8 protein-coding genes and 1 pseudogene are annotated in these 16092 nt (G+C 67.3%); 3 read left to right on the top strand and 6 right to left on the bottom strand.

Annotated elements, in window-relative coordinates:
- On the top strand, window positions 1-490 hold a 490-nt coding region (locus tag BM125_RS19870), incomplete at its 5' end, for a hypothetical protein (protein ID WP_217647872.1).
- A gap of 200 nt (window positions 491-690) precedes the next feature.
- Here BM125_RS19870 and BM125_RS20820 read toward each other — a convergent pair.
- From BM125_RS20820 to mrcB, 4 genes are all read right to left on the bottom strand, one after another.
- Window positions 691-3033 carry a S8 family serine peptidase gene (locus tag BM125_RS20820; protein WP_175498082.1) on the bottom strand — a complete coding sequence of 781 codons (2343 nt, stop codon included), beginning with the start codon at window positions 3031-3033 and terminating at the stop codon, window positions 691-693.
- A 253-nt stretch (window positions 3034-3286) separates the two neighbouring features.
- Window positions 3287-5197 carry a DNA repair helicase YoaA gene (gene yoaA / locus BM125_RS13420; protein WP_092408818.1) on the bottom strand — a complete coding sequence of 637 codons (1911 nt, stop codon included), beginning with the start codon at window positions 5195-5197 and terminating at the stop codon, window positions 3287-3289.
- 74 nt (window positions 5198-5271) lie between these two features.
- Entirely contained in the window at window positions 5272-5763 is a 492-nt protein-coding gene (locus BM125_RS13415; RefSeq protein WP_139225001.1) for a tetratricopeptide repeat protein, read from the bottom strand.
- An 88-nt stretch (window positions 5764-5851) separates the two neighbouring features.
- Window positions 5852-8143, bottom strand: a complete 2292-nt coding sequence (mrcB, locus tag BM125_RS13410; RefSeq protein WP_245778919.1) for a penicillin-binding protein 1B — start codon at window positions 8141-8143, stop codon at window positions 5852-5854.
- Between the two features lie 1019 nt (window positions 8144-9162).
- Here mrcB and BM125_RS20995 point away from each other — a divergent pair.
- Window positions 9163-10110, top strand: a pseudogene (locus tag BM125_RS20995) (glycosyltransferase); the annotation flags it as partial.
- A gap of 408 nt (window positions 10111-10518) precedes the next feature.
- Window positions 10519-12627, top strand: coding sequence for a glycosyltransferase (locus tag BM125_RS20990; RefSeq protein WP_425429626.1), 2109 nt, complete (start codon window positions 10519-10521; stop codon window positions 12625-12627).
- A 9-nt stretch (window positions 12628-12636) separates the two neighbouring features.
- On the opposite strand, the gene BM125_RS13400 is transcribed toward BM125_RS20990, so the two are convergent.
- Both BM125_RS13400 and BM125_RS13395 read right to left on the bottom strand, forming a co-directional pair.
- A complete protein-coding gene (locus tag BM125_RS13400; RefSeq protein WP_175498081.1) occupies window positions 12637-13437 on the bottom strand; it encodes an NRDE family protein in 801 nt (266 codons plus the stop codon).
- 37 nt (window positions 13438-13474) lie between these two features.
- Window positions 13475-16021, bottom strand: a complete 2547-nt coding sequence (locus tag BM125_RS13395) for a protein kinase domain-containing protein (protein ID WP_175498080.1) — start codon at window positions 16019-16021, stop codon at window positions 13475-13477.
- Window positions 16022-16092 lie beyond the last annotated feature (71 nt).

Genomic DNA, 16092 nt, shown 5'->3' with positions numbered 1-16092 from the left:
ATTCGAATCGTCTGGGCCGTGCTTGCCGGTGAAGCTTCTTTCGATCAACGCAAAGCATTCCGTCCGCAACCTGCTCGTTAGACATCACGCGCAATCAAACACAGAGGAATTCGTTCAACCGAGTCCGGCCAACCTGATGAATGAAACGGTCACCGTTCCTGAGAAGAGCCCTACCGGGACAAGTGCCATGAGCACGCGTGGGTGTTTGGGCCACTCAGGATCGAAGCTCATCACGGCGCGAGGCAAATCCAGCCTCAACCACGACGCCGAATATATGTCCGAGCACCGATCCTCTTCATCGCGATGGCTTGACCTGGAGGAGGCGTCCATATATGTCCCGATCTTTGCGCGATCTTTGCGTCCGATCCTTGCGTCCCGATTTTTGCGATCTTTGCGTTGGCAAATTCTGGGTGTCTCGATCTTTGGAATCCTGGGTGTCTCGATCTTTGCCGCGATCTTTGCCGATCTTTGCTCGGGGCCGCTGTACTGACCTGCGTGAGTTATTTGCACCTGAACCCGATCCGGGCCGGCGTCGCAGAGTACCTCCTGTCCCGTCCCGATCTTTTCGTCCCGGTCTTTCCGCCGGTCTGTTGTCTTTTGTGTACCGGTCTTTCCTCGCTCATTTGGGCAAGATGAAAAAGAAAAAGCCCGGGCAAAGCCCGGGCTTTGAAAGGGCAAGGCAGAATCTTCTTACTGACGCTGCACGGCGACCGTGATGTGGGCAGGCGGCGCCTCTGCCGTGGCTTCGGTGAAGTTGACTTGGCCAAAAGCGATTCCCGCCGTGGCTGCCGTAGTGGTTGCCGTGATCGTAATGGTCTGTGTCTCAGGAGCCGAGGGCGGCGTAAAGTTCTCGAAGTCGCCGGTAAAGATCTGGTCGGCATCCTGAACGCCGGCGCCCGTGAACGAGAACGAGGTCGGATTGACTGTAACTGTCACGCCCGGCGGCTGGGTGACCGTAATGTTCCATGTGGTCGGTCCGGCATGTGAATTGCGCAGCGTGCGTGTCCAGGAATAGGACGGGTTTCCTGCGCTGAGCCCGACATTGCGAACCGAAGGAAGGTTGAGTTCCTTGACATTGATCGACCCACCCGACGGATTCGCGGCGAGGAAGTTGGCGAATGTCTCATCCATGACGAAGCCGGCGAACGAAGCCCTGGAGAGATCGACGCGGCCGCTGCCGACATCGTCGATGTTCCAGGGATCGGTCTCATTTTCCTTGAAGCCGGAGATCTTGGCGGTGAGCTGCAGGGCCGACTTGACTTCGATCGGAGTCCAATCCGGATGCACGGCGCGAATCAGCGCGGCCGAACCGGCCAGATGCGGACTCGACATCGAGGTGCCGCTGAGCAGGAAGTAGTTGTTGTCCGCTGCGCGCCCGGCTGCATAGATATTGACGCCGGGACCGGTTATGTCGGGTTTGGTCAGGTCGGCGACGTTGCCGGGGGTCGGGCCGCGGAAGCTGAAATCGGCGAGCACGTCACCGAGCACCGGACCGGCCGTGGCGGACGTCAAGCTCACCGTGGTCGGCGTCGCGCCATTCGCGGTAATGAAATTGTTCATGGCCTGGCCATCGGTCTGGCGCATGCTGTAGGCCGGAATGGCGGCGCCATCGGTGTTCATGTTCACCGTGCCGAAGGTGTTGTTGTAGATGAACACCTGCTGAGCCCCCGCGGCGGCGGCATTGGCCACTTTCTCGGTGAACGCGCAAGTACCACGCTTGATCAGCGCGACGCCGCCAGTGAAGAAGCCGGCCGGGAACCCGCCACTTACCGTGCAGCCCTCGACGTTTGCCGCGGATACCTTGATCGGCAGGTTCGTGAACGGGACCGCAGCCGGCGTATTGCTTCCGGGATTGGTCAGCAGGTTCTGGGTATTGGCCGGCGGGGTTCCGGGACCCGTGGCTGAAAGGCCGGGCCCGAGATTGACGTCCTGGGTCGAAGCAGCGACGGTCATCACCCACGGTCCGCGGTGGTTGACCTGGCCGACCGGATTCGTGATCGAAGCGCTGGTGTTGCCAGCCGAAGCGGCGATCACGATGTCGGCGTTGACGGCATCAAGGAAGTTGCGGTCGTTGTCGCTCCACGGGCTGGTACCGCCCGAGATCGAGAAATTCATGACGTCGATGCCGTCGATGATTGCATTGCTGATGCCAGCCTGGATATCCGCGCCGGGACAGGTCGTCGCCGGGCACACCTTGTAGGTGCGCAGCTGCGCGCACGGTGCCACGCCCGACATCTGCGTATAGGGCGCCGGCAGGTTCGGCGACGGCGTGGCGGCATTGGTCACCGTGTTGCCGGCCGCGGTGCTGGCGGTGTGCACGCCATGGCCGTCACCGGCTTCCGGGTTCGGGCCGGTGCAGACGCCCCCTGCGGAGGTCGAGCAATCGACCGCGCTGAGCAGCTTGTGGTCGCTCGGACCGAAGCCGCAGCTGGCGTCATCGGCAAACGAGGGATGGGCGGAATTCACGCCGCTGTCGAGCACGCCCACAACGACACCCTTGCCGCGATTGGTCACTCCACCCGGCGCTGGCAGGTTCCAGATCGTGTCGGCGCCGATGAAGAGCGGTCCCCGATAGGTGTCGAGATGGTAGAGGACATCCTTCTTCACCGACTTGACGCCGGGCGCCTGGGCGATGCGAGCCGCCTCATCGGCGCTGAGCCGGGCAGCGACACCGCTGTGTGTGATTTCGTACTGATGGGTGACTTCGATCGGGTGTCCGAGCATGGCTGCCATCGTGGCGAGATAGTCCTGCTGGCGCGCGCGAACGAACTCACGGTAATTCATCGCATCGGCGCTCCTGGCATCGAACTTGCGCGGCCGCTCGGAGGAATCCGGTGCCGTCGCGCGAAGCCCGGCGACGCCGCCGTGGTAGTAGAGCGCGCCCGCGTCGGCGAACTCGATCATGTAGGTGTCGGACGCGGTGGAGAATTGTGCATCGGTGCCTGCAGCCGCGGCACTCGAAACCCAGGCGCTGCCAGCCAGACACGTGCCGATCACGGCCGCCAGTGCGGTCATTCGAAGATTTGTAGCCATTACCGGACTCCAGGAATTTGTTGCAGATGGGAGGTAGAAATCCCGCTCCGAATCACCGAACGGGAACGCAATATCGGCTCGCGGGGAGCGTTTCTTATAGCATCGCCCCCTGCGCCAATCAAATCGATTCGCCGCGATTTCCGGTTCAGGATTCCCCGGGCCCTGCCGCGCGCCGATCAAGGGATTCGATGCGCTCCGCCGCAAGTCGCAAGCCGGTTCGGCCCCGTGCATGACTCGCGCTCTCGCGGCCCCCTCAGGCCAGCAGGAATTGCTGCACTGCAGAAAGGTCGTGGGTGGACGGAAACGGCGGCAAGCTGTTGAGGAAAATGCGCCCGTAGGCCTTGCTGCGCAGGCGCGGATCGCAGAGCACAAGCACGCCGCGGTCATTGATGTCGCGGATCAACCGACCGGCGCCCTGCTTGAGCGCGATCACCGCGTTCGGGATCTGCCATTCGACGAACGGGTTGAGGCCCGACTCGCGCAGCGATTCGAGGCGGGCGACCAGGACCGGATCGTCCGGCGCGGCGAATGGCAGCTTGTCGATGACGACGACGCTGAGGGCCTCGCCGGCGACGTCGACGCCCTCCCAGAAACTGGCCGCGCCAAGCAGCACGCCATTGCCGGATTCGCGGAAGCCGCCGAGCAGCTGGTGGCGCGGCGCGGTGCCCTGCACGAACAGCGGATACGGCACCCGGCCTTCGAGCAGTTCGGCTGCGCGGCGCAAGGCGCGGTGCGAGGTGAACAGCAGGAAGGCGCGGCCGTTCGAGGTCTCGAGCACCGGCAGCACCGCTTCGATCATCTTCGCCGTGTAGTCGGGCGTGTTCGGTTCGGGAAGTCCGCGCGGCAGATAGGCCAGAGCCTGGTTGGCGTAGTCGAACGGACTGTCCAGGCAAAGTGAATGCGGATCCTCAAGGCCGAGCTGGCGCGAGAAATGATCGAAGCGCCCGGCGATCGACAGCGTGGCCGAGGTGAATATCCAGGCGGCGTGGCTCTGCTCGCGCAGTTCGCGCAGCGGCTGCGAGAGGTCGAGCGGCGTCGCGTGCAGGGCGAATCCGTGCGGGCTCAGTTCGTACCAGTGCACCGAGTCGCGTGCGCTGCTGTCGCAGAGGTGGGCCAGGCGGGCATGCATCTGGGTGGCGCGTTCATGGACGGCGGCGAGTCCGCGGCTGCGTTCGGCATGCGTTGCGAGGCCGCTGCCAAGTTCCTCGAGGGCGACGCGCAGGCTTTCGAGTTCGCGCTCGACCTCGGCGTCGCGTTCGATGACGAGGAACGCGGCCTTGGGCGGGAAACGGTCCATGGCCAGGCGCAGGCGGCGCACGGCCGGCGTGACCGCTTCGAGCAGCGGCTGCAGGGTGCCAAGGGCGCCGGTCACGGCGCCGCATTCGGCCAGGGTGTCGGTGGCCAGTTCGGTCAGCTGGCGCGCGGTCAGCGTGATCGAGAAGAACTGGCCAGCCAGCTCGGGGATCTGGTGCGCCTCGTCGAGGATGAAGGCCTGTGCGCCGGGCAGGATTTCACCGAAGCCCTCCTGCTTGATGGCCAGGTCGGCGAACAGCAGGTGATGGTTGACGACGACGAGGTCGGCTTCCTGGGCGGCGCGGCGCGCCTTGACCACGAAGCAATCGCTGAACATCGGACATTCGCTGCCGAGGCAGTTCTCGGTGGTCGAGGTCACGCGCGGCCAGAGCGGCGAGTCTTCGGGCAATTCGGCCAGTTCCGCGCGATCGCCGCTCTTCGTCTTGGCCGACCAGGCATGGATCGTCTGCAACTGGGCGACCTGCTCGCGGGTGGCGAAGCGGCCATCGCTGCGCGCCTGGTCGAGGCGGTGCAGGCAAAGATAATTCGCGCGGCCCTTGAGCAGGGCCGTGGACAGGCGCGCACCAAGCACGCTGCGCACGCGCGGCAGATCGCGATGGAACAGCTGGTCCTGCAGCGCCTTGGTCCCGGTCGAGACAATCACGCGCTTGCCCGAGAGCAGGGCCGGCACGAGGTAGGCAAAGGTCTTGCCGGTACCGGTGCCGGCTTCGGCGATCAGGGCATGACGCTCGTCGATCGCCGCCGCAACCGCCACTGCCATGGCCTGCTGCACGTCGCGCGGCACGAAACCCGGCACTTCGCGGGCGAACGGTCCGTCCGGGCCGAGCAGCGCGTCGACGTCGTCAGTCATGGCTGGACCTTCCGTTCAACATCGGCTGCAGATGGCGCCGGTGCTGGCGCGCCGGCGACCGCAAGCGACGCCGGTCAAAGGCGCACGGGCCGCTTCACCTTGCATTGGTCGCGCTTGGCTTCGGCGACGGCACGGTAGGCGGGGTCGTTGAAGATCTTGCGCGCCTCGACGATGGTCTGCCAGTTCTGCACGCACAGCGTGCCGACCTGCGGGCCCTTCTTGAAGCTGTCGTAGGCGAGCTTCTCCGCTTCGACGGTCTTGCCGCGCAGGAACTCGATTTCGGCTTCGTACTGCAGCAGGTCGGGCGCATCGGGGGCGAGCTCGCGCGCCTTGGCAATCGCCGCGTGGGCGGCGTCGAGTTGCTGCTGCTGTTCGGCCTGGCGGGCGTCGGCCAGAAAACCCTCAACCGCCGGGTCACGCAAGGGGTTGACCTGCAAGGCCGAATCCTCGCCGGCGTTGGCCGCGCGAATCGCCTGCACGGCAGCAACGAGATCGGCGTCAGGGCGGGTCAGTGCCGGCGTTTCCGGCTGGCTGCGCGTGGAACAGGCGACGAGGAAAATCAGCAAGGGAGACAGAAGCGGCCAACGGGCCGCGCGCGAAGCGGAAATCATGAATGGCGGAGTCTGGCTGTGGGACGATCCGCCTAGCATAGCGTCATTTGTCGTCGCCTCCGAACCACTGGCGCAGCTTGTCCAGCGCGCAGCCTTCGCGATCCTGGGGTTCGTAGCCGCTGATGAACGGCAACTCGCGTGCGCCGCTGCAGGCCTGCTCGCTGCGCCGGCCGTTTTCGGGATCAATCCAGGTGTAGGTCAGGCCGTCGGCGGGCAATGCCAGCGGCTCGGCCGGCAGGCGCTTGAACAGGTCGATCCAGACCTTGAGGGCACCAGTCGATCCGTACAGGCCGGTCGGCTTGTTGTCGTCGCGGCCGACCCAGACCACGCCGAGCTGGTTGCCGCTGAAGCCGGCGAACCACGAATCGCGCTGGGTATCGCTGGTGCCGGTCTTGCCGGCGGCATGCAGGCCGCCGAGGCCGGCCGCACCGATCGCGCGTGCGGTACCGGATTCGACCACCTGCTGCATGGCCCAGGTGACCAGGCGCGAGGCCGCGACGTAGTCGCCGGTGCCGGCCTGCACGCCGTAGCGCGACAGGGTGCGCCCGTTCGCATCGACGACGCCGCGGACCGCGCGCAACGGCACGGCGTGGCCGTCTGCGGCGAAATATTGATAGAGCTGGGCGACGTCGAACGGGCTCAGGTCGACCGCGCCGAGCAGCAGCGAGGGATTCGGATTGATGTCGCGACCGAGATTGAATGACTCGAGCAATCCGCGCACCTTTTCGACGCCGAGGCGCAGGCCGAGCTGCACGGTGGCGAGATTCCAGCTGTTCCTCAGCGCTTCGATCAGCAGCACTTCGCCGTGCACGTCGCCGTCGTCGTTCTTCGGCACCCAACGCGAACCGTCGCGCTGCGGCAGGTCGACCGGCGCATCGTCGATGCGCGTGGCCAGCGAATAGCGTTGCGGCTGGGCCAGCGCGACCAGATAGACGAACGGCTTGACCAGCGAACCGATCGGCCGGCGCGCATCGAGGGCGCGGTTGAAGCCCTGCGCGTCGGCATGCCGGCTGCCGATCAGGGCCTGCACTTCGCCACTCGGCACGGCTGTGACCACGACCGCCGACTCGACCTCGGCATCACGCTTGCCGAGGCTGCCGAGCGCCCCCTGCATCGCCATTTCGGCCTGCAGCTGCGCCGACGGCGACAGCGTGGTGTGGATGGTCAGGCCGGCGGCATCGAGTTCGTGCCCGGCGAAATCGCGCTGCAGTTGCTGGCGCACGAGTTCGAGAAAGGCCGGGAAACGGTTGCGGGGCAGTGCACCGCGGGCGCTGACGCCGAGTGCCTGGGCGCTCGACCGGGCCAGGGTCTTCGCGTCGATCAGACCAGTTTCGAAGAACTGGTGGAGGACGCGGTTGCGCCGGGCCAGGGCGCGCTGCGGCGAGCGCCGCGGATCGTAGTAGCTCGGCCCCTGGACCAGGCCGACCAGCAGCGCGATGTCGGCCGTGCCCACCTCATCGACCTCGCGGCCAAAATAGAATTCCGCCGCCGCGGCGAAGCCGTGTACGGCCTGGCCACCCTGCTGGCCGAGGAAGATCTCGTTGACGTAGGCCTCGAGGATGCTGCGCTTGTCGTAGCGCAACTCGATCAGCAGGGCGATCAGGGCCTCGTTGGCCTTGCGCACGAAACTCTGGCCGCGATCGAGAAACAGGTTCTTGACCAGTTGCTGGGTCAGCGTCGAGCCGCCCTGGACCACGCGACCGGCGACCATGTTGGCCCAGCCGGCACGCAGGATGGCGCTGACGTCGATGCCGTGGTGGTGCTTGAAATCGCGATCCTCGACCGCCTGCAGGCCCATCACGAGCAGGGCCGGCAACTGTTCGAGCTGGACCAGGCGGCGCTCCTCCTGCTGCAGGCCGTACAGCGTGGCGATGCGGGCCGGGTCGATCTCGGCATGTTGCAGGCTCTGTCCGTTGGCGGTATCGGCCAGCCGGGCAATGCGCCCGTCTTGCAGTTCAAGCGAGAGGCGCTGGGCCACGTGGCGGCCGTCGAGGCCGACGAAGGCGCGCCGGCCGATGACGAAGCGTTCGCCGTCGCGGGCATAGGTGCCTGCTGACTGCGCCGCCGGATCGGCCTGGTAGCGGGCCGCCTCAAGTTCCAGCAACAGGGTGTCGGCGGTCATCGGCCGACCCGGTTCGAGGGCCAGCGGGCGGGCGAATACGCGGCTCGGAATCTGCCAGCTGAGGTCGTCGAAGCGTTCGCGGACCTGCTGGTCGAGGGTGATCAGATACGGCACGAGAAAGCCGGTCAGTCCGCCGATGCCGAGCAGTACGGGGATGCGCAGCAAGCGCCAGAGCCATGCAAACAGGGTGAAGAGACGTCGAAACAGGGACAAGCGGAGATTCCTCGGGAACGTCGGCGCAGTCTACACGGCGTTTTCGGTAGGGCGCCTGCCGCGCCGCCTTCGTGACACTGTCGGTCGCCATCGCCGATAATCCGCGTCCGCTTCCGAACTGGACCATCGTGCCGAAATTGTCGCCGGATCCCGTCTGCCTCTGCGTGCACGGCGCCACCCCCTGCAGCGAGGCCTGGCTGACGGCGGTGCGGGCGCAATTGGAAGACGCCACCGACCTGGTCCTGCTCGGCGCCAGCGCGACCCTGGCCGGACATCCGCAGGCGCTGCGTCTGTCCGATCTCGTCGACGAACGGCCCGAAGCGCTGGCCGAAGCCCTGGCCCGGCACCTGCCCGGACGCAACCTGGTGTTGCTGCGCAGCGACGCCGAACTGCCCGAGTTGGCCTTGCCGCGGCTGCTGCGTGCGCTCGACGCCGACGAGGTCCTCGCTGCAAGTCCACTCGACAATCTCGACGGCGCGCGCTCACCGTTAGCGGTCGGGTCGACCAGCGGCGCCGACGTGGCCCGCATCGATGCTCTATGTTTCGCCCATTCGCAGCGCCGGCTCATCGACTGCGCCGAACTCTCGCCGCTGGCGTCCGCCTGGCATGGCGCGCGCCTCGCCCGTTACGTCGCTGCGCGCGCAGACGCTGACGGCGAGAATATTGCTGATGCGCGGCGAACAGTCCTCCTCGATCACGGCTACATCGCTGCGCGCGATCGATCCCTGCGCGGACCCGCGCCCGATGCCGACCCGCGTGACCCGCTGCCGCCCTCGCCGCTGGCCGAGCTGCGCGAAAAGCTCGGCGCCGCGCTGATCCATGAGGTCGTGCCCGGACGGCCCGGCCTCGATCGGAAGCCGGTCGTGCTGCACGTATTGCATGGCTGGGGCGGCGGCGCCGAACGCTGGGTGCGCGATTTCTGCCAGGGTTTCAGCGCCGCCCATCATCTGGTCCTGATCGCGCGTGGCAGCCACGCGCGCAAGCGCCACGGCGAATGGCTCGAACTGCATGACGGCGCAATGGCCGGACCGCCATTGCGACGCGTTGCCCTGCCCTGCCCGATCGCCGAGACCGCCATCCACGATGCCGCCTATCGCGACCTGCTCGGCGAATGGATCACGGCCTTCTCGGTCGATGCCGTCATCGTCTCCTCGCTGATCGGCCACAGCCTCGACGTGTTGCGCACCGGCCTGCCGACCCTGCGCGTGATCCACGACCACTATCCGCTGTGGCCGGTCCTGCATCGCGATTTCAGCGATGCCACGCTGGCCTTCGACGACGCGCAACGCCGCGCCGACTTGGCCGCGCTCGGCGCCGATCGCGAATTCGCCGAAACCGATCCCGGCCACTGGAAACGGCTGCGCGACGAGACGGTTGCGGCCCTGCTCGCCGCCAAAGCCAGCCTGGCCGCGCCGAGTCGCTCGGCGCTCGCCAACGACCTGCGCCTGGCCCCGCAACTGGCCGCGCTGCCGTCGCGGGTGATCCCGCACGGGCTCGCACCGTGGCCGGCTACTGCCCCTCGCGACGAGACCGTTCCGGCGCGTGCGCGCTTGCGCCTGGTCATCCCGGGCCGCGTACGCCGTGGCAAGGGCGCACAGCTGCTCGAGCAGGTGCTGCCGCGGATTCGCGAACATGCCGATGTATTCCTGCTCGGCGCCGGCGCCGATGCGCATGCCTTCTTCGGTCGCTCGGGCGTGCACATCGTGCTCGACTACCGGCGCGAGCAACTGCCCGGCATGCTCGCCCGCATCGCCGCCGACGCCGCGGTGCTGATGCCGACCGTGGCCGAGACCTTTGGCTACACGCTGTCGGAGTTGCGCGATCTCGGCATGCCGGTCATCGCCACGCGCATGGGCGCCTATGTCGAGCGCATCGACGACGAGGTCGACGGATTCCTCGTCGATGCGAACGCCGATGCGATCGTCGGCCGCATCCTCGAACTGTCGCAACAGCGCGAGCGCCTGCAGCGGGTGCGCGAGCGGCTTGCGGCGCATCGCGAACCCGATCTGGCGAGCATGGCCGGCGCCTATGCCGGCGTTCTCGCATTGCCCGAACGAAAGCCGCTACGCTACCCGCTGGCGCTCATCGACACGGCCTCGCAGCAACTGGCCGCAAGCGAAGACGCGATGAACCGGGCCCGCCAGCGCGAGACCGAACTGGGTCGCGCGCTTGCTGCCAGCAAGCGCGAAAGCCGGCGCCGTGGCGAGTGGGGCCACGGCCTCGATCGCGAACTGGTCGCGGCACGCGCGCAACTCAAGCAACTCGAAGCGGAGTTTGCCGAACGCACCGAGTGGGCGCTCAAGCTCGATGCCGAAGTCAACGAACTGCGTCCGATCGTGATGAGCCGGCTCTGGCGCTACACCCTGCCGCTGCGCCTGACCATCACCTGGCTGCGCGATCGCCGCGCCGGCCTGGCCTATCGTAGACAGCGCCTGGCCAGCCAGTACGCGCGCCTGCGCGGCAGCCTGGCCCAGCATGGCGTCGCCGGTACCTGGATGCGCCTGCGCCGTGAACTCGGCGGTGGGCGACGGCCGATCGCCGGCGAGACCTTCGCCGAGCCGAGCGAGGATTTCTCGCCGTTCGCGGTTCCCGGCAGCGAGACACCGCGCGTGTCGATCGTCATCCCGGTGCACAACAAGTTCGCGTATACCGCGGCCTGCCTGCGTTCGCTGGCCGCGCACGCGGCGTCGGTTGCATTCGAGGTGATCGTGGTCGACGACCTCTCCTCCGACGTCACCGAACAGCGCCTGCAGGAGATCACCGGAATCCGCGTCCTGCGCAATGCCGAAAACCTCGGCTTCGTCGGTTCGTGCAATGCCGGCGCCGCCATTGCGCGCGGCGAATTCGTGCTGTTCCTCAACAACGACACCGTGGTCACCGCCGGCTGGCTCGAAGCGCTGCTGCGCGTTTTCGACGAAGTGCCCGATGCCGGCCTGGTCGGCGCCCGCCTGGTCTATCCGGACGGTCGCTTGCAGGAGGCCGGCGGGATCATCTTCAATGATGGCTCGGGCTGGAACTACGGCCGCTTCGAGGATCCCGACGACAGCCGCTTCGCCTTCCGTCGCGAAGCCGACTACTGCTCGGGCGCGGCAATCGTGCTGCGCCGTGCCCTGTTCGAGTCGCTGGGCCGATTCGATTCGCGCTATGCACCGGCTTATTACGAGGACACCGATCTCGCCTTCGCCGTTCGCGCAGCCGGACTCAAGGTCTACTACGAGCCGCGTTCGCGAGTCGTTCATTTCGAGGGCGTCACTGCAGGCACCGATACCGGCAGCGGCATGAAGCGCTACCAGCTGATCAACCACGGGAAATTCGTCGCCAAGTGGGGCGAGGCCCTGCGGGCGCAGCCGGCGCCCGGCACTGCCATCCATCTGGCCGCGAGCCATCGTACCCGCCACCGTATCCTGATCATCGATGCGACGACGCCGGCGCCGGACCAGGACTCCGGTTCGCTGCGCATGGTCAACCTGATGAAGGTGCTGCGCCGCAATGCCTGCCACGTCGTCTTCATGGCCAGCAACCGGGCCTGGATCGAGCGCTATACGCAGGACCTGCAGGCGCTCAGCGTCGAGGTGCTGTACCACCCGTTCGACAGCGACCCGGTTGCGCTGTTCCGCGGGCGTGGCGCCGAATTCGATTCGATCCTGCTCTCGCGCCACTACGTCGCCGCCGAGTACGTCGGCCTGGCCCGCCTGTATGCACCGCAGGCGCGACTGGTGTTCGACACGGTCGACCTGCACTACCTGCGCGAGCAGCGCGCTGCCGAACTCGAGCAGCGCGAGGACCTCGCCCGCATCGCCGCGAAAACGCGCAGCCAGGAGATCGGCATCATGCGCGAATGTGATGTCAGCCTCGTGGTCAGCCCCGTCGAGCAGGAGATCCTGGCCCGCGATGCGCCCGGTGTCGCCGTCGACGTGCTCTCGAACGTGCACGAGATCCATGGCTGCCGCCGGCCGTTCGACGAGCGCCGCGACCTCGTCTTCGTCGGCGGTTTCCAGCATCCACCGAACAGCGACGCGGTGATCTGGTTCGTCGGCGAGATCCTGCCGCACATCCTCGAATCGATTCCCGATTTGCGCCTGCACGTGATCGGCAGCAAGGTCACCGAGGCCATCCAGGCCCTGGCCAGCGAACATGTCCTCGTGCACGGCTATGTCGAGGACATCGGACCGTTCATGGATTCGGCACGCATCTCGGTCGCCCCGCTACGCTATGGCGCCGGGGTCAAGGGCAAGGTCAACATGGCCATGAGCTACGGCCTGCCGGTGGTGGCGACGCCGATCGCGGTCGAGGGCATGCACGTGCGTGCCGGCCTCGACGTCAGCGTGGCTGCCGAAGCCGCGCAGTTCGCCGAAGCGGTCGTCGCCCTATATCGCGACAAGACCCTGTGGGCACGGCTCTCGGTCAATGGTCTCGGCAACGTGCGCAGCCACTTCTCGTTCGAGGCGGCCGAGGCCGCCGTGCGCCGCATCTTCCGGCTCTGAGCCGGCGCTTCAGCCGTGCCGCCATTCGCCTTCGACCTCGAGGCACTCCCAGGCGACTTCATCCGTCGGGAGGCCTTGTGCGGCGAAACTGCGTTCGCGGAGGAACAGGCTGCCGTCGTCGTGGTGCAGGACCAAAGTGCTGGCCCGCGTTCCATAGTGTTCGCCGCGGATGAAGATCGGTGCGAGCACGCGCTCGAGATGGCTGCCGACGCCGGTATCGGGCAAGGCGTCGTCGGCCGGCCGGGATTCGTCCGCGAGCAGGCCGAGCAGGTTCGCGTCGTCGCGCTGGCCGCTGCGCACCGCGCGCCGGAACTGCGCCGCGAGGCGTTCGACCTTGGGCCAGCGGCTGCCGAGCGGGCCGTTGCTGACCACGTGGACGCCGGCCTCGAGACGCCGCAGTTCTTCATCGTGTCCTTCGATGACCCAGACCGCCGATCGGTCGCCGAAGACGAGGTTGAATGGGCCATAGTCATCGATGTGGGCGAGCACGCGCTGGCCGAACCCGGCAGCGCTTTCGTTGCCGATGACGAAGCTGCGGACCAGTTCGCCGCGCGAGTGCGGCGCCTGCGCCGGCAGCCCGGTGCGCCGGTTGGTGACCGCGGCGAAGCGGCCGTCGTTGCGCTGGGCCAGCCAGCTGCCGCCACCGACCTGGTCGATGCCGCCGAGGCAATCGGGCGCGCCGCGCCAGGGCTGCGCGGCGCAGCTCGGGCGGGCATGGAATTCATCGCGATTGCCGAGCAGCAGCAGCGGCCATTCGGGCATCGCCTCGATGGCGATCAGCAGGATGCACATGGCACTGCAGGCCGACAACAGCGTTCGACAGCTCCGGCGCCGGCCGCTCGCATGTTCAGCCGCCCGGCGGCGAGAGTTCGCGCAGCGCCTGTTCGAGCCGGGCCAGGCGGGGATTCTCCGGCGCCAGGCTACGCGCGGACTGCAGCGCGCGCGATGCATCGGCGGACTGCTTCTCGCCGATCCGCTTGTCGGCCAGATCGAGCCAGGCATTGGCGAGACGTTCCGACATCGAAGCGATCGAGGGATCGGCCGGTGCGGTCTGGCGTACCACTTCGAGCATGCCCTGGGCACGATTCAGGGCACCGTCGGCGAGGAACAGATCGAATTGCTGGCGCGCCCGCACCGGCAGCTGGTTGAGTCCGTTCAGGGCGTCCTGGTTGTCGCCATCGATGGCCAGCGCGGCCCGGTACTTGTCGTAGGCGCTGTTGCCGGGTGGGTTGATCAGGCGCCCGGCCTCACTGGCCTGGGCGGCCTCGGCGATCAGGCTGCGCAGGCGCTCGAGATCGGCTGGCGACGGCGGCGGCCGTTCGGCGGCGATCGCCAGGCGCTCGCGCAATTCGCGCAGGTCGACGCGCGCCGCGCGCAGGTCGCCGAGTTCGGGCGCCAACGCCGCGGCCTGGTTCAGCAGCCGCTCTGCGCTGCCCGGATTGCTGTCCTCGAGCGCGGCGCGGGCCTGGACCACGAACGACTGCGCGACACGGCGCAGTCCGGCGCGAGCGCGCGCGTTGTCGGGATCGCGCTTGAGCGCCGATTCGAACAGGGACTGTGCCGAATCGGCCTCGCCGCTGATCCGGCCAGAACGCAACTGCGCCTCGGCCCGATCGATATCCTTGGCCAGGCTGGCGGCCGCCGATTCGCGCAACTTGCCGAGCTGGGCACGCAGGTCCGGCAGGGCCGGATAGTCCGGCATGACGCGTGCGATGTCGTCGATGCGCGCTGCGGCCACGGCCATGTCACCGGCCTCGAACGCAGTCCGCGCGAGCACGGCCAGTGCGTCGACGCTGCGGCTGATACCGGCCTTGGCCAGGGCATTGTCCGGGTCGCTCGCGAGCATCCGCTGATAGAGCGCGATCGCGCCGCCGTCGCCGAGCAGGCGCCCGGCGTCGAACTCGGCCTGGGCCGCGGCCAGCAGCGATTCGGTCTGCGTGCCACGCGCATCCTGGGCGGCGATCGCCTTGTCGATTTCGTCCACCGCAGCGCCGCCACCGAGCAGTTCGCGCGCCGCGGCAGCAGCCTGACGGGCCGGAGCAAGTTCGCCGCGGGCCAGCGCATCGCGCGCCCGGGCCAGCAGCTTCTCGCCGACGTTGCGCAAGCCACGGCGGGCGATGTCGTTGTCCGGATCGAGCGTGCGCGCGGCCTGGAACAGTTCGCGCGCACTGTCGCCGCTGCCGCCTTCGAGCCGGTCCGCATCGAGCGCCTGCTGCGCGCGCGCCAGGATGTCGTTGAGCTCGGTATTCGGCAGAAAAGCGCGCAGCCGATCCTGGTGTTTCCAGACCAGGAAGCCGCCACCAGCAAACGCAAGCAGCGCGATCAGCAGGCCGACCCGCACTCGGTTGCGCCGCGGCTTCGCCTTGGCCTTGCCGCGCGAAATGCGACTGGCGCGCATGATGTGGTCGTCGGTGGCCGCCATGATCTCCTCGAGGCGGCCCATGCTCGGGTCGGATCGACCGCGCGGATCCGCATCGGCGGAAGCCGGTCGCGGCGAATGCTGGGTCAGCGGCGTCGGCGAAATCCGCGTTTCCAGCACGCGCGCTTCGCGGCCGAAGTCGGACGGCGAGACCTCGAGGCCTTCGAGCTCGCCGCTGGCGATCGCCTGCTCGTAACGCGCGATGGCGAGCGCCGCATCGTTGCCGGTCTGGAAGCGGTCGCTCGGATCCTTGGCCATGAAGCCGTCGACCAGCGGCTGCAGGACGGCCAGCGAATCGGGCAGGCGCGGCACCGGCTGGGTGATGTGCATGATGCCGACCGCCAATGAATCCTCGGCGTGGTAGGGCACGCGCCCGACCAGCATCTCGTAGAGCACGACACCGAGACTGTACAGATCGGCGCGACCGTCGAGCTGCTTGCCGCGGGCCTGCTCCGGACTCATGTAGTGCGGCGTGCCGACCACCGATCCGGTGCGGGTCATGCGCGTCGCCGAGTCGTTGGCGCGGGCGATGCCGAAATCGGTCAGGGCCGAGGAGCCATCGTCGCGCAGCAGGATGTTGTCGGGCTTGATGTCGCGATGGATGAAACCCTTCTGCTGCGCATAGTTCACCGCACCGGCGATTTCGCGGGTCACGCGCAGGGCGAACGAGACCGGGCGCGGCGGGCCGTCCTTGCTCAGGACCGGGCCACCGGCCAGGTATTCCATGGCGATGTAGTGGTAGTCGCCGACACGACTGACATCATGAATGCCGACCACGTGGCGATGATGCAGGCGGGCGGCGATCTTGGCCTCGCGCAGGAAGCGTTCGCCGAAATTCGGATCGACCAGCAGCGCCGGTGACATGATCTTGAGCGCGACTTCACGGTCCACGGATTCCTGGACCGCCAGATACACGGTAGCCATGCCGCCACGCCCGAGCTGGCGCAGCAATCGATATCCAGGAATTTCGATCACGAGCGGTCTGTATCCATGCACTATGCCGCGCTGCAGCGTGGGACGTAGCATATCAGCCCGATCCGCCCGCC

The sequence above is a fragment of the Dokdonella immobilis genome (genome assembly GCF_900115085.1).
GTDB lineage: Bacteria > Pseudomonadota > Gammaproteobacteria > Xanthomonadales > Rhodanobacteraceae > Dokdonella > Dokdonella immobilis.
The sequence above is the reverse complement of the archived record's forward strand: the minus strand, read 5'-3'. Positions and strand labels throughout refer to the sequence as shown.

What these genes read in the sequence shown, in the direction of transcription:
- BM125_RS20820 (WP_175498082.1), bottom strand. Translation starts at nt 3,033, where the DNA reads ATGGCTACAAATCTTCGAATGACCGCACTGGCGGCCGTGATCGGCACG.
- yoaA (WP_092408818.1), bottom strand. Translation starts at nt 5,197, where the DNA reads ATGACTGACGACGTCGACGCGCTGCTCGGCCCGGACGGACCGTTCGCC.